The organism is Micromonospora sp. NPDC005161 (assembly GCF_053599855.1).
The window spans coordinates 13,819-33,403 of the sequence record NZ_JBSFYQ010000057.1; the positions used below are offsets into that span (position 1 = coordinate 13,819).

At 71.6% G+C, this 19,585-nt stretch carries 18 protein-coding genes and 1 riboswitch; of the genes, 16 read left to right on the forward strand and 2 right to left on the reverse strand.

Annotation, left to right across the window (positions count from 1 at the left end):
- Positions 1-214: 214 nt before the first annotated feature.
- The 8 genes from infA (at position 215) to truA (ending at position 5,036) form a co-directional block, all read left to right on the forward strand.
- Positions 215-436 (forward strand): translation initiation factor IF-1, encoded by a 222-nt coding sequence (gene infA, locus ACWD5O_RS33180; protein WP_007073013.1) that lies wholly within the window; start codon positions 215-217, stop codon positions 434-436.
- 91 nt (positions 437-527) lie between these two features.
- Entirely contained in the window at positions 528-641 is a 114-nt protein-coding gene (rpmJ, locus tag ACWD5O_RS33185) for a 50S ribosomal protein L36 (RefSeq protein WP_012184307.1), read from the forward strand.
- A gap of 263 nt (positions 642-904) precedes the next feature.
- Positions 905-1,285 carry a 30S ribosomal protein S13 gene (rpsM, locus tag ACWD5O_RS33190; RefSeq protein ID WP_007465236.1) on the forward strand — a complete coding sequence of 127 codons (381 nt, stop codon included), beginning with the start codon at positions 905-907 and terminating at the stop codon, positions 1,283-1,285.
- 87 nt (positions 1,286-1,372) lie between these two features.
- Complete coding sequence (gene rpsK / locus ACWD5O_RS33195) at positions 1,373-1,780, forward strand: 30S ribosomal protein S11 (RefSeq protein ID WP_007073011.1); 408 nt, start codon at positions 1,373-1,375, stop codon at positions 1,778-1,780.
- Positions 1,781-1,793: 13 nt separating this feature from the next.
- Positions 1,794-2,420 (forward strand): 30S ribosomal protein S4, encoded by a 627-nt coding sequence (rpsD, locus tag ACWD5O_RS33200; RefSeq protein WP_089018952.1) that lies wholly within the window; start codon positions 1,794-1,796, stop codon positions 2,418-2,420.
- Positions 2,421-2,519: 99 nt separating this feature from the next.
- Positions 2,520-3,542, forward strand: a complete 1,023-nt coding sequence (locus ACWD5O_RS33205) for a DNA-directed RNA polymerase subunit alpha (RefSeq protein ID WP_354964788.1) — start codon at positions 2,520-2,522, stop codon at positions 3,540-3,542.
- Between the two features lie 34 nt (positions 3,543-3,576).
- On the forward strand, positions 3,577-4,137 hold the full coding sequence (gene rplQ / locus ACWD5O_RS33210) for a 50S ribosomal protein L17 (protein ID WP_121677729.1): 561 nt from the start codon (positions 3,577-3,579) through the stop codon (positions 4,135-4,137).
- A gap of 68 nt (positions 4,138-4,205) precedes the next feature.
- Positions 4,206-5,036: a tRNA pseudouridine(38-40) synthase TruA gene (gene truA, locus ACWD5O_RS33215; RefSeq protein ID WP_450087698.1), complete on the forward strand. Its 831-nt coding sequence runs from the start codon at positions 4,206-4,208 to the stop codon at positions 5,034-5,036.
- Between the two features lie 42 nt (positions 5,037-5,078).
- Here truA and ACWD5O_RS33220 read toward each other — a convergent pair whose 3' ends face one another.
- Positions 5,079-6,107: a hypothetical protein gene (locus tag ACWD5O_RS33220; RefSeq protein ID WP_450087699.1), complete on the reverse strand. Its 1,029-nt coding sequence runs from the start codon at positions 6,105-6,107 to the stop codon at positions 5,079-5,081.
- 138 nt (positions 6,108-6,245) lie between these two features.
- On the opposite strand from ACWD5O_RS33220, the gene ACWD5O_RS33225 reads away from it, so the two are divergent.
- The 3 genes from ACWD5O_RS33225 (at position 6,246) to ACWD5O_RS33235 (ending at position 9,601) form a co-directional block, all read left to right on the forward strand.
- Entirely contained in the window at positions 6,246-6,851 is a 606-nt protein-coding gene (locus ACWD5O_RS33225; protein WP_450087700.1) for a class I SAM-dependent methyltransferase, read from the forward strand.
- Positions 6,852-6,892: 41 nt separating this feature from the next.
- Entirely contained in the window at positions 6,893-8,572 is a 1,680-nt protein-coding gene (locus ACWD5O_RS33230; protein ID WP_450087701.1) for an ABC-F family ATP-binding cassette domain-containing protein, read from the forward strand.
- A 66-nt stretch (positions 8,573-8,638) separates the two neighbouring features.
- Positions 8,639-9,601 (forward strand): aldo/keto reductase, encoded by a 963-nt coding sequence (locus ACWD5O_RS33235; protein ID WP_450087702.1) that lies wholly within the window; start codon positions 8,639-8,641, stop codon positions 9,599-9,601.
- A 114-nt stretch (positions 9,602-9,715) separates the two neighbouring features.
- Here ACWD5O_RS33235 and ACWD5O_RS33240 read toward each other — a convergent pair whose 3' ends face one another.
- Positions 9,716-15,556, reverse strand: a complete 5,841-nt coding sequence (locus ACWD5O_RS33240) for a ThuA domain-containing protein (RefSeq protein WP_450087703.1) — start codon at positions 15,554-15,556, stop codon at positions 9,716-9,718.
- 311 nt (positions 15,557-15,867) lie between these two features.
- Positions 15,868-15,977: riboswitch (TPP riboswitch) on the forward strand.
- Between ACWD5O_RS33240 and thiE the strand changes: the two genes are divergently transcribed.
- The 5 genes from thiE to ACWD5O_RS33265 all read left to right on the forward strand — a co-directional run.
- A complete protein-coding gene (gene thiE / locus ACWD5O_RS33245) occupies positions 15,972-16,598 on the forward strand; it encodes a thiamine phosphate synthase (RefSeq protein ID WP_450087704.1) in 627 nt (208 codons plus the stop codon). Its footprint overlaps the riboswitch before it by 6 nt.
- Complete coding sequence (thiO, locus tag ACWD5O_RS33250; protein ID WP_354964780.1) at positions 16,592-17,806, forward strand: glycine oxidase ThiO; 1,215 nt, start codon at positions 16,592-16,594, stop codon at positions 17,804-17,806. The genes thiE and thiO overlap by 7 nt, the downstream gene beginning before the upstream one ends.
- Positions 17,797-17,997 carry a sulfur carrier protein ThiS gene (gene thiS / locus ACWD5O_RS33255; RefSeq protein ID WP_450087705.1) on the forward strand — a complete coding sequence of 67 codons (201 nt, stop codon included), beginning with the start codon at positions 17,797-17,799 and terminating at the stop codon, positions 17,995-17,997. Before thiO ends, thiS begins: the two co-directional genes overlap by 10 nt.
- A complete protein-coding gene (locus ACWD5O_RS33260; RefSeq protein ID WP_450087706.1) occupies positions 17,994-18,773 on the forward strand; it encodes a thiazole synthase in 780 nt (259 codons plus the stop codon). The genes thiS and ACWD5O_RS33260 overlap by 4 nt, the downstream gene beginning before the upstream one ends.
- Positions 18,770-19,585 (forward strand): thiamine phosphate synthase (locus ACWD5O_RS33265; protein WP_450087707.1); only part of this gene is annotated, 816 nt, incomplete at its 3' end. The genes ACWD5O_RS33260 and ACWD5O_RS33265, both read left to right, overlap by 4 nt.

The following is a 19,585-nucleotide window of genomic DNA, read 5'->3' on the forward strand; positions in this document are numbered from 1 at the left end:
TCGACCCGGCGGCGCGGTGGGTGGCCGGTTTGGCGACCGCCCGCAGGCCGGCGTACACTTTCTGATCGGCGCACAGCGTCCACTCCGGCATGCCCACCCTGCGCTTCGGTGGGTGCTGGAGCCGCGGCTGGCGCGGGCTTTCTGATCTTGGTCAGACACCCGTGTAAGACGTTGTGGGCCGCCCGGAGCAATCGACGTCAGGACAGCGGAGGACATGCCGAAAAAAGACGGAGCCATTGAGATCGAGGGTCGGGTCATCGAGCCCCTGCCGAACGCCATGTTCCGGGTGGAGCTCGCGAACGGCCACAAGGTGCTGGCTCACATCAGCGGCAAGATGCGGCAGCACTACATCCGCATCCTGCCGGAGGACCGGGTCGTCGTCGAACTCTCGCCGTACGACCTGACCCGCGGGCGCATCGTCTACCGCTACAAGTAGTCCTGACGGCGGCCGGGAAGTCCCGTGTCCGTCTTCGACGTCCGGTCTCGCGCTGCGCGCGTCCCCGGGCCAGATGGGAAGTAAGGCAACCGTGAAGGTCAAGCCGAGCGTCAAGAGGATCTGCAACAAGTGCCGGGTGATCCGCCGGCACGGCCGGGTCATGGTCATCTGCACCGACCCGCGCCACAAGCAGCGCCAGGGCTGATTCAGCCCATCCGGCCGGAAGCGGCCGGGTGGCGTTGGCCCAGGTAGATCCCCAGCGACACACAACACACATGCTCGTCCCAGCCACGAGCGGTACGCGAGACGTACTCCTGCGTGGCTGACCCCCGGTCGGAGGCCGGGGCCCGCTTGGGCAGCGACCGATCCCGGTCGCCGACGCTGACAGCGTCGGAAAGTCGGGACGGCCGGTAGCGGGGTGGGACGGGTCCACACCTCCGCCACACATCATGAGGAGTACGCCCGCACATGGCACGTCTAGTCGGCGTGGATCTCCCCCGCGAGAAGCGGATGGAGATCGCGCTCACCTACATCTTCGGGGTCGGTCGCACTCGCGCCCTGGAGACACTCGCCGCCACCGGCATCTCGCCGGACAAGCGCGCTCGGGACCTCACGGACGAGGAGCTCGTGCAGCTCCGCGACCACATCGAGGGCAACTACAAGGTTGAAGGCGACCTGCGCCGCGAGGTCGCCGCTGACATCCGCCGCAAGGTTGAGATCGGCTGCTACGCCGGCATCCGGCACCGCCGGGGCCTGCCCGTGCGTGGCCAGCGGACCAAGACCAACGCGCGGACCCGCAAGGGCCCGAAGCGGACCGTCGCCGGCAAGAAGAAGCCCGGCAAGAAGTAGTTCTTAACCGGATGACGGGGTCGGCCGCCGCCGAGGTGGGCCAGGCCGCAACCCAGTCCGGAAAGTCAACTAGGAGCGCACAGACTTATGCCACCGAAGGCTCGTGCCGGAGCCGCTGTAAAGAAGGTCCGGCGCAAGGAACGCAAGAACGTCGCCCACGGGCAGGCGCACATCAAGAGCACCTTCAACAACACCATCGTGTCCATCACGGACCCGACCGGTGCGGTCATCTCCTGGGCCTCCGCGGGCCAGGTTGGCTTCAAGGGCTCCCGCAAGTCGACTCCGTTCGCCGCGCAGCTGGCCGCCGAGGCCGCCGCGCGTCGGGCCATGGAGCACGGCATGCGCAAGGTCGACGTGTTCGTCAAGGGCCCCGGCTCCGGCCGGGAGACCGCCATCCGTTCGCTGCAGGCCGTGGGCCTCGAGGTCGGGCAGATCTCCGACGTCACCCCGCAGCCGCACAACGGATGCCGTCCGCCGAAGCGTCGCCGGGTCTGAGAGGTAGAGAGAGATGGCTCGTTACACCGGTGCTGACTGCCGCCGTTGCCGGCGGGAGAAGATGAAGCTGTTCCTCAAGGGCAGCAAGTGCGATGGTCCGAAGTGCCCGTTCGAGTCCCGGCCGTTCCCGCCCGGGCAGCACGGCCGCGGCCGCACCAAGGAGACGGAGTACCTGCTCCAGCTCCGTGAGAAGCAGAAGGCCCGCCGTGTCTACGGCGTGCTGGAGAAGCAGTTCCGCGGTTACTACGAGGAAGCCGTTGGCAAGCAGGCCAAGACCGGTGAGGTCCTCCTGCAGATCCTCGAGTCGCGGCTTGACAACGTCGTTTACCGGGCCGGCTACGCCCACTCGCGGGACATGGCCCGCCAGCTGGTCAAGCACGGTCACTTCACGGTGAACGGCAAGAAGGTCGACATCCCGTCGTACCGCGTCAAGGAGCACGACATCATCGAGGTTCGGGGCAAGAGCAAGGAGCTCACCCCGTTCATCGTGGCGCAGGCTCAGGCCGGTTCGCGGGCCGTGCCGGCGTGGCTCGAGGCCATTCCCAGCCAGATGAAGATCCTGGTGCACTCCCTCCCGGCCCGGCAGGTCATCGACACGCAGGTCCAGGAGCAGCTGATCGTCGAGCTCTACTCCAAGTAGTCGGAGCTCGTTGCGGTGGCCCGCCCTCCAGGGCGGGCCACCGGAACAGTTTGTGTCGTGGGCGTCAAATAGCGGGCGTCCCGGAAGAGAAGAGAAAACATGCTCATCAGCCAGCGACCCTCCCTCTCCGAGGAGTCGATCAACGAGACCCGGTCGCGGTTCGCCATCGAGCCGCTGGAGCCGGGCTTCGGCTACACCCTGGGCAACTCGCTGCGGCGCACGCTGCTGTCGTCGATCCCGGGTGCGGCGGTCACCTCGATCAAGATCGACGGCGTGCTGCACGAGTTCACCACCATCCCCGGTGTCAAGGAGGACGTGGTCGAGCTCGTCATGAACATCAAGGAGCTGTGCGTCAGCTCCGAGCACGACGAGCCGGTCAGCATGTACCTGCGCAAGCAGGGCCCGGGCGACGTGACCGCGGGTGACATCCAGCCCCCGGCCGGCGTCTCGGTGCACAACCCGGATCTGAAGCTCGCCACCCTCAACGGCAAGGGCCGGCTCGACATGGAGCTGACCGTCGAGCGGGGCCGGGGCTACGTGACGGCGGCGCAGAACAAGCAGTCCGGCGCCGAGATCGGCCGTATCCCGGTCGACTCGATCTACTCGCCGGTGCTGAAGGTGACCTACCGCGTCGAGGCGACCCGCGTCGAGCAGCGCACCGACTTCGACCGGCTGATCATCGACGTCGAGACCAAGCCGTCGATGGGCCCGCGTACCGCGCTGGCCTCCGCCGGTTCGACGCTGGTGGAGCTGTTCGGTCTGGCCCGGGAGCTGGACGAGACCGCCGAGGGTATCGACATCGGGCCGTCCCCGCAGGACGCCCAGCTGGCGGCGGACCTCGCCCTGCCGATCGAGGAGCTGGACCTCACCGTCCGCTCCTACAACTGCCTCAAGCGCGAGGGCATCAACACCGTTGGTGAGCTCATCGGGCGTACCGAGGCCGACCTCCTCGACATCCGCAACTTCGGTCAGAAGTCGATCGACGAGGTCAAGATGAAGCTCGCCGGGATGGGTCTGGGGCTGAAGGATTCGGCCCCGAACTTCGACCCGGCGCACGTCGTGGACACCTTCGGCGAGGCCGACTACGACACCGAGGACTACCGCGAGACCGAGCAGCTCTAGTCCGCGCTGCCGCCACAACTGAGGAGCACCAAGCATGCCCACGCCCACCAAGGGCCCCCGCCTCGGCGGCAGCCCCGCGCACGAGCGGCTGATGCTGGCCAACCTGGCCACCGCGCTGTTCCAGCACGGCAAGATCAAGACCACCGAGACGAAGGCCCGGCGGCTGCGTCCGCTGGCCGAGCAGCTCATCACCAAGGCCAAGCGCGGTGACCTGGCCGCGCGGCGGCGGGTGCTGGGCGTCGTCAAGGACAAGGACGTCGTCTACGCCCTGTTCGACCAGATCGCGCCCCGGTACGCCAACCGCCCCGGCGGCTACACCCGGATCGTGAAGACCGGTCCGCGCAAGGGTGACAACGCGCCGATGGTGGTCATCGAGCTGGTGGAGGAGCTTCAGGTCGCCGAGCCGAAGGCGAACAAGAAGACCGCCGCCCGCAAGGCCGCGCAGCAGGACAAGGTCGAGGCGCTCGCCCCGGCGGAGGAGGCCCCGCGGTCGGAGAACTCCGACCAGGACGCGGAGCCGCCGGTCTCGGCGTCCGGCGACACCGCCGAGGCGCGCGAGGACAGCGACCTCGCCACCGAGGAGAACAAGGCCTGATCTCGGGCATCGTTCGGGCCCGGCACCCCATCGGGGTGCCGGGCCCGACCCGTAACAGGAGGTACGAGGTGGACGAGCGGATCCGGCTGCGGCTGGATGTCTCGTACGACGGCACCGGCTTCTCCGGCTGGGCCGCCCAACCGACCCGGCGCACCGTCGCCGGGGTGCTCGTCGAAACCCTGGACCTGGTCCTCGGCGCCGGCACGGCCACCGGGTTGACCGTGGCCGGGCGGACCGACGCGGGGGTCCACGCCACCGGTCAGGTCTGCCACCTCGACCTGCGCGCCGAGGTGTGGCGGCAGCACGAGGGTCGGCTGCTGCGACGGCTGGCCCGGCTGCTGCCCACCGACGTCCGGGTGCGGGAGATGACCGAGGTGCCGGCCGACTTCGACGCCCGGTTCTCGGCCACCTTCCGACGCTACGAGTACCGGGTCACCGACGCCCGGTACGGCGCGGAGCCGCTGCGCCGGCACGAGGTGCTGGCCTGGCCGCGGCCCCTGGATCTGGCGGCGCTGAACGCCGCGGCGGCCGGCCTGGTCGGGGAGCACGACTTCGCCGCGTACTGCCGGCGTAAGGAGAACGCGACGACGCTGCGCGAGGTGACTCGGCTGGACTGGCGTCGCGACCCGGACGGCATCCTGGTCGCCACCGTGCAGGCGGACGCGTTCTGCCAGGCGATGGTGCGCAGCCTGGTGGGGGCGATGCTGGTGGCCGGGGACGGCCGCCGCCCGGTGGAGTGGCCGGGCACCCTGCTGACCCGCCGGGAGCGGTCCAGCGAGGTGACCGTGGCCCCGGCGCACGGGCTGACCCTGGTCGAGGTGGGGTACCCGGCCGATCCGACCGAGTACGCCCGCCGCGCCGACCTCACCCGCCGGCTGCGGGTGCCCGTCGAGGGCTGAGCGGACTGGCCGGTCACGGTGACCGTCGACGGCGGGGTGCGGTCAGTCGCCCGGTAGTTCGTCGTCGCCGGTGGTGCCGCTCTGGGTGCCGCCGCTCTCGGTCGGCCCCGGCGTCGGTTGTCCCGCCGTGCCGCCATCGGCCCGCCGTTGCAGCACGCCCCGGCTGAGGTGCAGCTCGATCATGTCGAACAGGATCTCCCGGATCGTGGTGTCACCGGACTTGACGGCCACCCCGTCCGTGCGGACCACCAGCGCGTACGCCAGGTAGTGGCCGCGGACCTGCCAGCCGACCCGGGCGGGGGCTGTCGCCACCACCTCGGTGCCGTCGCCTTCCTTGCCGACCATGCCCCGGAACCGGCCCTGCCGCTCGTCGAGCAGTTGCCGGATCCGGTCCCGGGCCCGTTCCGCGCTCACCTTGTCGGTCAGGTTGAACAGTCCGGTGGTGACCAGGTGGTTGCCGCCGGGAGCCCGCAGGGTGGCCCGTACCACCTGGTTGCAGCCGAGTCGGACCAGCAGGTCGGCCACCTCGCCGGTGGCGGCGACGGCGCAACTGCCGCTCGAGTGTGTCCGGACCACCTGGTAGCCCGGCTGGCCGTCGGTGACCTTCAGCTCCTTGCCGGGGAAGAGTTCCTTGGCGGTGAGCGGGGCCTGGTCGGTGTCCCGGGAGTCGAGGTCCTGCCGCTCTTCGGCGGGGTCGGACGCGGCGGCGTTCGGCTGGTACGTCGGGGTGGTCTCCGGCTGCGGGTTGCGGTCCACCAGCAGCGCGGCGGCGCCCAGGCCGCAGAGCGCGAGGAGGACCAGGACGGCCGCGCCACCGACCAGCACCTGCCAGAGCCGGCCGCCGCCGCGCCGGGAGGTCGGCTCGATCGGCTCCGCCGAGGTGTAGACCTGCTCGCGTGGCGGGGCGGGCGGGCTGTCGGCACGGGTCGGCGGCGGAGCGGACGACGGCAGCGCGATCTGGTTCGTCCGGCGCAGCGACGGGGTGGGGAAACGCGACGGAGAGGGCCCGGCGGGCGGAGGCGGACCAGCGCCGGCCACGGACAGGTCGGACCCGTCATCCGGGTACTCCACGAAAGCGTCCTCATCGGACTCGTACCGATACACCATGTCGCCCAGACTAGGAGGCGTTGTCCCTTTAGGGGGTAATAATGGGAAATGCAGGTGTGGGCCGTGTCGGGGCGTGCCGCGACCGATGCGAGAATTGGCGGCGTGACCGGCGACCACTACTTCACCCCTCAGCCCGCCAGCGACGCCCCGCCGCGCGAGGTCGAGTTCTCCGTCGCCGACCGCGACTACCGGCTCGCCTCGGCCGGCGGGGTCTTCTCCGCCAGCCGTCTCGACCCGGGCACCGCGGTGCTTCTGCGCAAGGCCGAGCTGCCCACCACCGCCACCACCGGCGACCTGCTCGACCTCGGCTGCGGGTTCGGGCCGATCACCTGCGTGCTGGCCGACCTTGCGCCCGCGAGCACCGTCTGGGCAGTCGACGTCAACGCCCGCGCCCGCGAGCTGACCGCGGCCAACGCGGCCCGGGTCGGCGCCGGCGACCGGGTCCGGGTCAGCGCGCCGGACGACGTGCCGGCGGAGATCCGCTTCGCCCAGCTCTGGTCCAACCCGCCCATCCGGATCGGCAAGGACGGGTTGCACGACCTGCTGCTGCGCTGGCTGCCCCGGCTCGCCCCGGACGGCGTCGGCTGGCTGGTGGTCGCCCGGCACCTCGGTGGCGACTCGCTGCACCGCTGGCTCACCGACCAGGACTGGCAGGTCGAGCGGCACGCCAGCCAGAAGGGCTTCCGGGTGCTGCGGGTCACCCGGTAATTGGATGTACCGCCCGGCCCCTGCTGGGGCAGGATCCCGGCGTGGGATACGTGGACGTGGCAGCGGTCGGGCACATCCTGCCCGACGGTCGGGAACTCTTCGCCGACGTGTCGTTCCGGGTCGGGGAGGGCGGCAAGGTCGCTCTGGTCGGGCCGAACGGCGCGGGTAAGACGACGCTGCTGCGGATGGTCGCCGGTGACCTGCCGGTGCGTACCGGCGCCGTCGCGCGGGCCGGCGGGCTGGGCGTGATGCGCCAGTTCATCGGCATGATCGGTGACGAGTCGACACTCGCTGACCTGGCGCTGTCGCTCGCCCCACCGCCCCTGCGCGAGGCCGGCCGCCGGCTCGGCGAGACCGAGACGGCCATGCGGGCGGCCGAGGTCCGCGGCAAGTACAGCACCGCGGCCGGCAAGGCGCAGCTGGCGTACGCAGACGCGCTGGGCGCCTGGGGCGAGTCCGGCGGGTACGACGCCGAGGTGCTCTTCGACACCGTCGCCACCATCGTGCTCGACCAGCCCTGGGACGCCGTCCGGGACCGACCGGTCCGCACCCTCTCCGGTGGGCAGCAGAAGCGGTTCGCGCTGGAGCTGCTGCTGCGCGGCCCGGACGAGGTGCTGCTGCTCGACGAGCCGGACAACTTCCTCGACGTGCCCGGCAAGCGCTGGCTGGAGGCGCGGCTGCGCGAGTCGACCAAATCCGTGCTCTACGTCTCGCACGACCGCGAGCTGCTGGCCCAGACCGCCGACCGGGTGGTCGCCGTGGAGGGCGGCAGCGCCTGGGTGCACCCGGGCGGCTTCGCCAGCTGGCACTCCGCGCGGGTGGCCCGGCACGCCCGCCTCGACGAGCTGCGCCGGCGCTGGGACGAGGAGCACCAGAAGCTGCGCGAGCTGATGCTGATGTACAAGCAGAAGGCGGCGTACAACGACGGGCTCGCCTCGCGGTACCAGGCCGCGCAGACCCGGCTGCGCAAGTTCGACGAGGCCGGGCCGCCGCCCGTACCGCCGAAGGACCAGGACATCCGGATGCGGCTGACCGGCGGGCGGACCGGCAAGCGCGCGGTCATCTGCGAGCAGCTGGAATTGGACGGCCTGACCTACCCCTTCGACCTGGAGATCTGGTACGGCGACCGCTTGGCGGTGCTCGGTGCCAACGGCACCGGCAAGTCGCACTTCCTGCGGCTGCTGGCTCGGGGTGGCAGCGACCCCGACCCGGCCAACGGGCCGGTCGACGGGGCGTCCGCGCTCGCCCCGGTGGCGCACGACGGCACGGCCCGGCTCGGCGCCCGCGTGCGCCCGGGGCACTTCTCCCAGACCCACGACCGGCCGGAGTTGATGTCGAAGACGCTGGTCGAGATCCTCTGGCGGGGCGACGAGCACCGGACCGGCATGGATCGGCACGCGGCGATGGGGGTGCTCAGCCGCTACGAGCTGGCCGGGCAGGGTGACCAGCGCTTCGGCACCCTCTCCGGCGGGCAGCAGGCCCGGTTCCTGGTGCTGTTGCTGGAGCTGTCCGGGGCGACCCTGCTGCTGCTGGACGAGCCCACCGACAACCTCGACCTGGCCAGCGCGGAGGCGTTGGAGGCGGGCCTGAACGCGTTCGAGGGAACGGTGATCGCGGTCACCCACGACCGCTGGTTCACGCGATCCTTCGACCGGTTCGTGCTGTTCGGTGGCGACAGCGAGGTGGTGGAGACCCCGGAGCCGGTCTGGGATGTGGGCTGAGGCGAAGGAAGGGCCCCTTGTTAACGCCAGGCGTTAACAAGGGGCCCTTCCTTCGCTGGGCATAGGGTGGATCTCGTGACTGAGATGACCTATCGCCGGCTGGGCGACTCCGGGCTCGTGGTGTCCGTGGTCGGCATCGGCTGCAACAACTTCGGCCGTAAGCTCGACCTCGACGGCACCCGAGCGGTGGTGGACGCCGCCCTGGACGCCGGGATCACCCTGTTCGACACCGCTGACATCTACGGCGAGCCGCAGGGCAGCTCCGAGGAGCTGCTCGGGCAGGCGCTCAAGGGACGCCGGGACGACGTGGTGGTGGCCACCAAGTTCGGCATGGACATGAACGGCCTCAACCGGCCGGACTTCGGTGCCCGGGGGTCGCGGCGCTACATCGCCCGCGCGGTGGAGGCGTCGCTGCGCCGGCTCGACACCGACCACATCGACCTGTACCAGATGCACGAGCCCGACCCGGGCACGCCGATCGACGAGACCCTCGCAGCCCTGGACGACCTGGTCCGGGACGGCAAGGTGCGCTACCTGGGCAACTCCAACTTCGCCGGCTGGCAGATCGCCGACGCGGACTGGGTCGCCTCGTCCAACGGCCGGGCCCGCTTCATCAGCGCGCAGAACCACTACAGCCTGGTGGAGCGGTCCGTGGAGGCCGAGGTGATTCCGGCCTGCGAGCGGTTCGGTCTTGGCATGCTGCCGTTCTTCCCGCTCGCCAACGGCCTGCTCACCGGCAAGTACAAGCGTGCGGGGCAGCCGCCGGCCGGCAGCCGGCTCTCCGGCGGTGGCCGGTACGCGGAGCGACTCGCCGCCGCCGACTGGGACACCATCGAGGCGATCGAGGCGTACGCGGCCGAGCGGGGGCTGACCATGCTCCAGGTGGCGATCGGCGGGCTGGCCGCCCAGCCGGCGGTGACCTCGGTGATCGCCGGCGCCACCACGCCCGAGCAGGTGTACGCCAACGCCGCCGCCGGCACCTGGGAGCCCACCGACGAGGACCTGGCCGCCCTGCGCGCCGTCCTCTGATTCCCGGCGTGGGTGGCGCGGGATCCTGATCCACCCCGCGTTCCCTGAAGTCGGGGTGTCCTGTGGTCCGGGACACCCCGACTTCCGGGATACCGAGTCGATCAGTCGGTCGGATCAGAGCTGGCGACCGGGGGCGAGCCGGGTGGCGTCGCCACCGAGCCGTCCGGTGCCCTTGACCGGCTCGCCGTCGTTCGCCTTGACTCCGGCCTTGCTGGCCGTGCCGCCGAGCCGGACGATCATGGCGTCGGCGTCCCGGATCAGGACGTCCCGGATCTCCGCCTCGCCCACCAGCGTGGCGTTGGCGGCGAGCGTCCGGAAGTCGGTCAGCTGCTTGATCGCCTTGTTGTCGTTGCCGGCAGCCTCGGCCTTACGGGCCGCGTCGAGCTTCGCCGTCAACTGCTTGTGCGCCTTGGCCGAGAGCCGCCCCGTCGCCTTGAACCGGTCCAACAGGTTCTGCATGTCCCGGAACGAGGTGGTGACGAAGAACCGGACCGTCGAGGTCGTCGTGTTGCCCGCCTTGTCGGTCGCGGTCACGGTCAGCTCGTGCAGGCCGAGCGGCAGCTCGTACATGGCCTGCAGGGTGCCGCTGGCGTACGCCTGGCCGTTCAACCGGCCCACCACGGTCGCGATGCCCGAGGTGGGGTCGACGGCCTGCCAGGACACCCGGACGTCCTGGCTGTCCCCGTAGAGCTGGCCGTCGGCGATCCCGGAGACCAGCAGCGTCGGTCTGGTGCCGTCGATCCGCAGCACCGCCGACTTGAGCGTCTCGGCGTTGCCCGCCTTGTCGGTGGCGCGGAACAGCAGCTCGTGCTGCCCGTCGCCGGTCACCTCGACCGGCGTCGTGTACGGCGTCCACGCGCCGCCGTCCAGCGACCACTCCACCGTCTTCACCCCGGAACCGGCGTCGGTCGAGGTCAGCACGACCGGGATGGTCCCGTCGTGCCAGCCGGCGTCGTTCGCCGGAGCGAACGTCGCCGAGGTGACCGGCGCGGTGGCGTCGATCCGGACCGTGACGGTCTTCGTCGACTCCACGTTGCCCGCCTCGTCGGTCGAGCGGAACCGCAGCTCGTGCTCGCCGTCCCCGCTGACCGCCACCGGAGCGGTGTAGTCCGTCCAGGTGGTGGCCCCGTCCAGCTGGTACGCCGTGCCGGCCAACCCGCTGCCGCCGGCCTCGTCGGCCGCGGTGAGGGTGACCGTCACCGGGCCGGTGTACCACCCGTCGGTCGGGGTGCCGGAAACCGCCGCCGTGGTGACCGGCGCCGTCTCGTCGGCCACCTCGGTGCTCAACCGGAAGTAGTCGAACGCGGCGGTCTTCGAGGCGGTCTGGTTGGCGCCGAGGGTGAACAGCCCGACCTTCGGGGTGGCCCCGACCGCGCTGTTGGTGAGCGTGGTCAACGCGGTCCAGGTCGTCCCGTCCGCCGAGTACGACGCGGTGAAGGTGTCGCCGCTGCGGGCGAGCCGCAGATGCCACACCGCACCGGTCAGGTTGCCCGCCTCCGGTTGCGGGTTCTGGACCGCCCCGCCGATCTCGCTGCGGAACTCGATCCGCCGCGTCACCGGCTGGCCGACCTGGTTGTCCGCGATGTAGTCGAACTTGAGGTAGTTGTCGTCGTCCGCCTGCACGATCAGCCCGGCCTGCTGGTACTGCTCGTTCAGCAGGCTGCCGTCGACCTTCGTCTCCAGGGTCCAGTCGCCCGACGGCGCGGTCTGGAGGATGAAGTTCTTCGGCCCGGTGTTGTCGGTGCCGTAGATGTCACCGTTGGGCACGTCGACCCGCAGCGCGCCACCGGTGACCCGGTAACCGTTCGGGTCCTCGCGCAGGATCGCGTTCCACCGGCACTTGTCCAGCGTGTCGCCGGTGAACTCGTCCGACGGCACGACCGGTCCGGCCGGAGCGTCCGGCGTGACCTGGAACCAGTCGAAGCTGGCGTCCACCACCGGCGCCTCGGTGCCGCCGTTGACCGCGAAGAGGCCGATCCGCGGGTTGGTGATGCCGTCCAGCGCGGCCGATCGTCCGACCGGGGTGAAGGTCTGCCCGTCGGCCGAGACGGCCGCGGTCAGGTTCGTCCCGTCGCTGATGATCCGCAGGTGCACGGTGTCACCCGCCGGTGCGGCGGTGCTGTCGGCGGCCTCGTTGCGCGGCGTGCCGGCCGTCTCCCGGATGAACTCCACCCGCCGGCTGCCGTTGTAGAGCAGGTCCAGCTTGGCGTAGTTGTCGTCGTCGCCGTACACCAGCAGGCCGGCCTGCTGGTAGTTGGCCGTCACCGGCAGGGTGACCCGGGTGGTCGCCTGCCAGGCCCCGGTCGGAGCCGCCTGGAGCACCAGGTTGGTGGCGTCGTTGCGGGCACCGTAGAGGTCGCCCACCGCCGTGGGCAGCCGCAGCGCGCCGCCGGCAACCGAGTAGAGCTGGTTCTCCCGGACCACGCTGGTCCACCGGTTCTTGTCGAGGCTGGTGCCGTCGAAGTCGTCCGAGCGCGCCCCGAAGCAGGACGTGTTCGGCGCGTCGACCCGCACCGGCACGGTGGCGTACGACTTCGCGCCCTTGCTGTCCGTCACCGTCAGGGTGGCGGTGAAGGTGCCCGGGCTGGTGTAGGTGTAGTTGGCGTCCAACGTGGACGTCGTGCCGCCGTCACCGAAGTCCCAGGCGTACGTCAGCGGGCTGTCGCCCTCGGCGTCGGTGGCCGTGCCGTCGAAGGCGACGGTGACCGGCGCGGTGCCGGTGGCCGGGGTGGCGGTGGCGCTGACCACCGGTGGCGCGTTCTCGGTGACGCCGCGGCCGAGGAAGTCCATCCAGTTGACGTTGAACAGCGACCCCGCGCCGCCGTTCGGGTCCCGGGCGACGAAGTACAGCGTGCCGCTCGCGGCGCCGGTCACCGGCGCGGTCACGTCCGTGTACGTCTGCCACCCGCCGGTGCCCGGCACGGTGGCCGAGGCGACCACCGGTCCGTCGACGGCGCCGGCGCGGACCTCGACCCGGCCTCCGGAGACTGCCGAGGCGGCCCGGAACCGGATGTCGGTGACGTTGGTCAGGTTCGCCGGGGCGAGCGACCACCAGTCGCCGTCCTCGATGAACCCGATGTTCTGGCCGCCGCCGGCGCTGTCGCCGCCGGTCTCCCGCTGCACGCCGGCGTCGCCGCCGCCGGTACTCCCCGGCGCCCGCCCGTTGGTGGTGAAGTACTCGGCCTGCTTGCGCTTGGGCTGCAACTGCTCGATCGCGCGGCCGGTGAGCGGGCCGGCCCCGCCAGCGCCGCCCTCGTCGGTGTAGGTGGCCTCGAAGACCGCGAAGACGTTCGCCTCGGCGCCGTGCCCGGGGGCGAGCGACGTCTGGACGGTGCCGCTGCAGCCGGTGTGCTGCTCCAGCGGGTGGGCGTGCTCGTCGTGGCCGAGCAGCACCTGGAGCCGCACCCGGTCGCAGTCGATCTGCCCGTCCTCCGGGTCGGTCACCTTGATCGTGTAGCGGACCTGGTCACCCCAGTCGAAGAAGCCGCCGTCCGGCGGGAACTCGATGGTCACCGTCGGCGCGGTGTTGCCCACGGTGACCGGCACGTTGGCCACCGCGGTACGGCCCTTCGGGTTGGTGACGGTGAGCTGGGCGGTGAAGCTGCCCGCCGTGGCGTAGGTGTGCGTCGGGTTGGCCTCGGTGGAGGTCTGCCCGTCGCCGAAGGCCCAGGCGTAGGTGAGCGCGCCGCCGTCCGGGTCGCGCGACCCGGCGCTGGAGAATTCCACCGTCAACGGCGCGGGCCCCGACGTCGGGGTGGCCGCCGCCACCGCGATCGGCGCGCGTTCACCGGCGATGTAGTCGATCCGGTAGACGCCGGAGTTGTCGTTGTTGCCGCCGAAGCCGCTGCCCCACTCGATCAGGTAGAGCGCGCCGTCCGGGCCGAACTCGAAGTCCATCGGCCGGAGCATGCCCATCCCGGTGAGCAACTGGTTGATGTCCACCAACGACCTGCCGTCGGCGGTCACCTGCATGGTGTACATCTTCGACTGGTTCCACTCGCCGAGCAGCGCCTTGCCGTCGTAGTACGCCGGCCACTTCCGGTCGGAGTCGAGGTCGGCGTCGTACCGGTAGACCGGGCCGCCCATCGGGGCGCCGCCGCCGCCGATCTCCGGGTACCGCGCGTCACCGGCGTACCCGTAGTCGACGGTCGCTGGGACGACCGGCGGGAGGTTGGTCAGGCCGGTGTTGTTGGGCGAGTTGTTCACCGGGGCGGCGCAGTCGAACTTCGCCCCGCTCGGGCCGGACGGGAACGTGTAGTCGTTGTACGCCTCGTTCGTCCCGGTGCAGTACGGCCAGCCGTAATTGCCGGGGGTGACGATGTTCCACTCGACCAGGCCGCGCGGGCCCCGGGTGGGGCTGTCCGCGTTGGCGTCCGGCCCGTAGTCCGCGACGTAGAGCGTGTTGGTCTTCGGGTCGGTGCCGATCCGGAACGGGTTGCGGAAGCCCATCGCGTAGATCTCGGGACGGGTCTTCTCGGTGCCCGGCGCGAAGAGGTTACCCGCCGGGACCGTGTACGTCCCGTCGTCCTCCGGGTGGATCCGGATCACCTTGCCGCGCAGGTCGTTGGTGTTGCCGGAGGTGCGCTGCGCGTCGTAGTCCTGGCGGCCCGGCCGCTCGTCGAGCGGCGAGTACGCGCTCGACTCGAACGGGTTGGTGTTGTCACCGGTGGCCAGGTACAGGTTGCCGACGCTGTCGAACGCCATGCTGCCGCCGGCGTGGCAGCAGGTGTTGCGCTGGGTGTCGACCCGCAGCACCTGCTTCTCGCTGGCCGGGTCGATGGTGTCGCCGGTCACGGTGAACCGGGACAGCAGGTTGCGCGCGATGCCGTCGTTCGGGGCGTGGTAGAGGTACACCCACCTGTTGGTGGCGAAGTCCGGGTCGAGCCGGATGCCGATCAGTCCGTCCTCGTTGCCGGTGAAGACGTCCAGGTCGAGGGCGGTGACCGTGCTGCCGGTGTCCGGCTTGACGACCTGCACCCGGCCGTCCCGCTCGACGTAGAAGACCCGCCCGTCCGGGGCGATGTCCAACTCCATCGGGTTGCTGGTGTTGCTGTCCAGGGTGACCTTCTCGAAGCTCGCGGTCTTCGAGGCGCCGCAGTCGGCGTCCGCCACCCCGGCTGCGGTCCGGATGCCGCCGAGCAGGTGGGAGAGGAACTCCGGCTCGGCGTACGACTCCCGGGTGTGCCCGCCCCCGGTGTACCAGGAACGGCCGCCGTCGAAGTCCTGGCACCAGGCGATCGGGTGGTCGGCCCCCATCGCGCCGGCGCCCGGGGAGTAGCTCTTCTCGTCCAGGCTGGCCAGCACGTGCACGTCCGGCCGGGGGTTGGTCTGGTAGTTGTACCACTCGTCGAAGCGGGACCAGCGGTCCGGAAGCTCGGCCGTGGACGGGTGGGCGTGGTCCTCCACCTTGACCGTGGCCTGCTGGTTCGCCGGGTGGTTGGCGAAGTACGCGCCGACGAGGTCGCCGTACCAGGCCCAGCTGTACTCGGTGTCCGAGGCGGCGTGGATGCCGACGTAACCGCCGCCGGCACGCACGTACCGCTCGAACGCGGCCTGCTGCTCGGCGTCCAGCACGTCGCCGGTGGTGGAGAGCCAGATCACCGCCCGGTATTTCGCCAGATTGGCGTCGGTGAACGCGCCACCGTCCTCGGAACTGTCCACGGTGAATCCGTTGGCCTCGCCCAGTTGTTGGATCGCGGCGAGCCCGGTGGGAATGGAGTCGTGGCGGAAGCCGGCCGTCTTGGAGAACACCAGGACGGAGAAGGGATCGGCCGCAGCCTTTGGCGCCTTCGGCGGCACCTGGCTGACCGGGGCCGCGGCCTGCGTGTTTCGCGGGGGGACCTGGGCGGCGGCCGGAGCCGCCTGGGCGGGCAGCCCGAACAGAGTTGTCGAGGCCAGGGCCAGGGAGATCAGGGTCGCGGTGATGGGTACTCGGGCACGACGAGAATGGGACACGCCGCCTCCTATGTCGCGGTGGACAGGGATCGCGGGGGCCGGCTCGCCGAAGACCGTCCCAGATGGAGCCGGTGCGAATGCCGTGCCAGGGCAACCACGCCAGCATTTTGTCGAATCGCTGAACAAATTAATTCGGTTGGATCAATGTCCGGCAAGATGCCGGCGGGTAACGGTTCTGCAACGGTGGGCGACATTCCGAACAGGACCGCATGAAGCGCCCAACGGATCTCGCCGAGCGGTGCGGTTTTCGCCCGCCGGCCGCCGGCCGACCCCGCCTTGGCAGACGGCCGGAACTGTCGTACGGTGACACGCAAGTAACCCACGGGAGTCCGGTGTACCGGGCTGAGAGGGGGGCTGACAGCCCCCGACCGTCGAACCTGATCCGGGTAATGCCGGCGCAGGGAGGAGCGTTGCCGTGCCGTCCCTTGGGCGACTGCATCTGATCACCGACACCCGACCCGGGCGGGATCCACTCACCGTGGTCCGGGCCGCCCTCACCACGGCCCGAGCCGACCTGGTGGTGCAGGTCCGGGTCGAGGACTCCGCCACCGACCGCGTGGCGTACGACCTGGCTCGGCGGGTGCTCGCGCTCTGCTCGCCGTACGGGGCGACCTGCCTGGTCAACGACCGGTTGCACGTGGCGTTGGCGGTGGGCGCCGCCGGTGGACACGTCGGTGCCGACGACCTGCCGGTCGCCGCCGCCCGCCGGGTGCTCGGCCCCACCGGCGTGCTCGGGGCGACCGCCCGGGCACCGGAGACGGCGATCGAGGCCGTCGCCGCGGGAGCCAGCTACCTGGGCGTCGGGCCGTGCCACGCCACCAGCACCAAGGCCGGGCTGCCGGACCCGATCGGCCCGGCGGGGGTACGGGCGGTCAACGACGCGGTCGACGTTCCGGTGATCGCGATCGGTGGGGTGACCGCCGCCCGGGTGCCGGCGCTGCGAGCCGCCGGGGCGTACGGGGTGGCGGTGGTGGGCGCGGTATCCGCTGCCGCCGACCCGGCCCGGGCCACCGCCGAGCTGCTCGGGGCGCTGACGTGTTAACAGGGGGCCCTTCCTCTACAGAATCCGTTAACAAGGGGCCCTTCCTTGCGGACGTCGCGGTGGTGGGGGCGGGGCCGATCGGGTTGGCGATCGCCTGGCGGTGCGCCGCCCGCGGGCTTCGGGTGGTGGTGCACGATCCGTCCCCCGGGTCAGGGGCCTCGGCGGTGGCCGCCGGGATGCTCTCTCCGGTGGCCGAGGCGTACTTCGGTGAGCGGCAGCTGACCGGGCTGCTGCTGGCGTCCGCCGCCCGGTGGCCGGCGTTCGCGGACGAGCTGACCGAGGCGAGCGGCGTCGAGCTGGGCTACCGGACCGAGGGCACCCTGCTGGTCGGGCTGACCGCGGACGACCTGGCCGAGGCGCGCCGGCTCTGGGCGTACCAGCAGGGGTTGGGCCTGCCGGTCACCCCGCTGCGCCCCACCGAGCTGCGCGACCGCGAGCCGGCGCTCGCGCCGCGGGTGCGCGGCGGGGCACTCGCGCCCACCGACCACCAGGTCGACCCACGGTTGCTGGTGCCGGCGCTGCGCACGGCCGCGCAGCGGGCCGGCGCGGTGCTCGCCCCGCGGGCGGTCCGTTCCCTCGCCGAGGTGGACGCCCGGGTCACCGTGGTCGCCGCCGGCTGCGGCGCCGCCGCCCTCACCGGCCTGCCCGTGCGGCCGGTGAAGGGCCAGATCCTCCGGCTACGCGCGCCCGGCGGCGCCGCGCCGGGCTTCCGGCACGTGATCCGGGGGTACGCCGACGGCGAGCAGGTCTATCTGGTGCCCCGCGCAGACGGCGAGGTGGTGCTCGGCGCGACGGTCGAGGAGCGGTCGGACACCACGGTCACCGCCGGCGCGGTGCTGCGCCTACTCCGTGCCGGCGTCGACCTGCTCCCCGAGCTGGCCGAGTACGACCTGGTCGAGACGGTCGCCGGGCTGCGTCCGGGCACCCCGGACAACGCGCCGATCCTCGGGCCGCTGTCCGACCGGCCGGACGTGCTGGCCGCCACCGGGCACCACCGGCACGGCATCGTGCTCACCCCGGTCACCGCCGACCTGATCGCCGACCTGGTCACCACCGGCGTGCCCGATCCGCTGCTCACGCCCTTTCACCCGGGCCGGTTCGCCGCCGCCGGCCCGGATCCCACCAGCGCGGCCGGTCGGCTGGCCGGGCCTGGTGCGGCCGATGTCGGCGCACCTGATCGGACGACAGAGGAGGACCGGTGGAGTTGACGGTGAACGGGACCGGGCGCAGCGTCCCCGGTGGAGCGTCGGTGGCCGATCTGGTCAGCGACATCGCGCCGCAGCAGCGCGGGGTGGCGGTCGCGGTCAACGGCGAGGTGGTGCCCCGAACCGGCTGGCCGACCACGGCGCTGCGCGACGGTGATCGCGTCGAGGTGCTCACCGCCGCGCAGGGCGGGTGACCGGCGTGCCGTTCGAGCTGGGTGGGGCGACGTTCACCTCGCGGCTGATCCTCGGCACCGGCGGCGCCGCGAACCTGCACGTGCTGGAGCAGGCGATCCGGGCGTCCGGCACCGAGCTGGTCACTCTGGCGCTGCGCCGGGTGGACACCGCGCCGGGCAGCGCCGGTGGGCTGCTGGAGCTGCTGGACCGGTGCGGGGTACGGCTGCTGCCGAACACCGCCGGCTGCCACACCGCGACCGAGGCCGTGAAGGTGGCCCGGCTGGCCAGGGACGCGTTCGACACCGACTGGATCAAGCTGGAGGTGATCGGTGACGAGCGGACCCTGCTGCCCGACGGGGTCGAGCTGCTCCGCGCCGCCGAGGAGCTGGTCGCCGACGGATTCACCGTGCTGCCGTACACCAGCGACGACCCGGTGCTCGCCCGCCGGCTGGCCGACGTGGGCTGCGCCGCGGTGATGCCGGCCGGCGCGCCGATCGGCTCGGGGCTCGGCATCGGAAACCCGCACCACATCCGGCTGATCCGGCAGGGCGTGGACGTGCCGGTGATCCTGGACGCCGGCATCGGCACGGCGTCCGACGCGGCGCTGGCGATGGAGCTGGGCTGCGACGCGGTGCTGCTGGCCAGCGCGGTCACCCGGGCCGCGGACCCGGTCGCGATGGCGACCGCGATGCGGTACGCGGTCGAGGCGGGTCGGCTGGCCGCTGGCGCCGGCCGGATCGCCCGCCGCTTCCACGCCCTCCCGTCCACCCCCGACGAGGGAAGACCCGACCTGTGACCCCCGAGCGCGTCCCGCCCGGGTGCCCGGCAACCCTGCCGTCGGGCGTTGTCGTGCTGACGGATCGGCGGGTGGCGCGGGGGGCGCTCGATCAGGTGGTGGCGGGGGCCGTTGCCGGGGGAGTGCGCTGGGTGGTGCTGCGGGAGAAGGACCTCCCCCGCGCCGAGCGCGCCGCCCTCGCCGCCGACCTGCGCGCGATCCTCGCCGATGCCGGCGGAACCCTGATCGTGGCTGGCCCCGACCCGCTCGGCGGCGACGCCGTCCACCTGCCCGCCGCCGGCCCGTACCCGCCCCCGACCCACCGGCTGGTCGGCCGCTCCTGCCACAACCAGTCCGAGCTGCACCGGATCACCACCGAGAACTACGCCACCGTCTCCCCGGTCTACCCCACACAAACCAAACCCGGCTACGGCCCACCCCTGCACCCCGAGGGCCTGCGAAAGCTGATCCAGGCCAGCCCAACACCGGTGCTGGCGCTGGGCGGCGTGGAAACCCCAGATCAGGTGATCGCCTGTATCGAGGGGGGAGCAGCAGGAGTCGCGGTACTAGGCGCAGTCATGCGAGCCGAAGACCCAACCGAAGCAGCCACCACCCTGACCAGGGCCTTCACGAAGGCGGTCACCCCGATGACGCAAACCCGGCGCGGAGGCGCCCAGGTCCCCACGACGGGGCTGCGGCCGACCGTGCCCACGCAGGGATCAAGCCTGACCGCCCGGAGTGCCGACCTTGCTGATCGGGTGCCTTGCCATGGTGGTCGTCGTGCTGGCCAGATGAAGTCATCGGACTGGGGGATCCTCACGACGGCGCGCAGA

What these genes read in the sequence shown, in the direction of transcription:
- infA (WP_007073013.1), top strand. Translation starts at nt 215, where the DNA reads ATGCCGAAAAAAGACGGAGCCATTGAGATCGAGGGTCGGGTCATCGAG.
- rpsM (WP_007465236.1), top strand. Translation starts at nt 905, where the DNA reads ATGGCACGTCTAGTCGGCGTGGATCTCCCCCGCGAGAAGCGGATGGAG.
- rpsK (WP_007073011.1), top strand. Translation starts at nt 1,373, where the DNA reads ATGCCACCGAAGGCTCGTGCCGGAGCCGCTGTAAAGAAGGTCCGGCGC.
- rpsD (WP_089018952.1), top strand. Translation starts at nt 1,794, where the DNA reads ATGGCTCGTTACACCGGTGCTGACTGCCGCCGTTGCCGGCGGGAGAAG.
- ACWD5O_RS33205 (WP_354964788.1), top strand. Translation starts at nt 2,520, where the DNA reads ATGCTCATCAGCCAGCGACCCTCCCTCTCCGAGGAGTCGATCAACGAG.
- rplQ (WP_121677729.1), top strand. Translation starts at nt 3,577, where the DNA reads ATGCCCACGCCCACCAAGGGCCCCCGCCTCGGCGGCAGCCCCGCGCAC.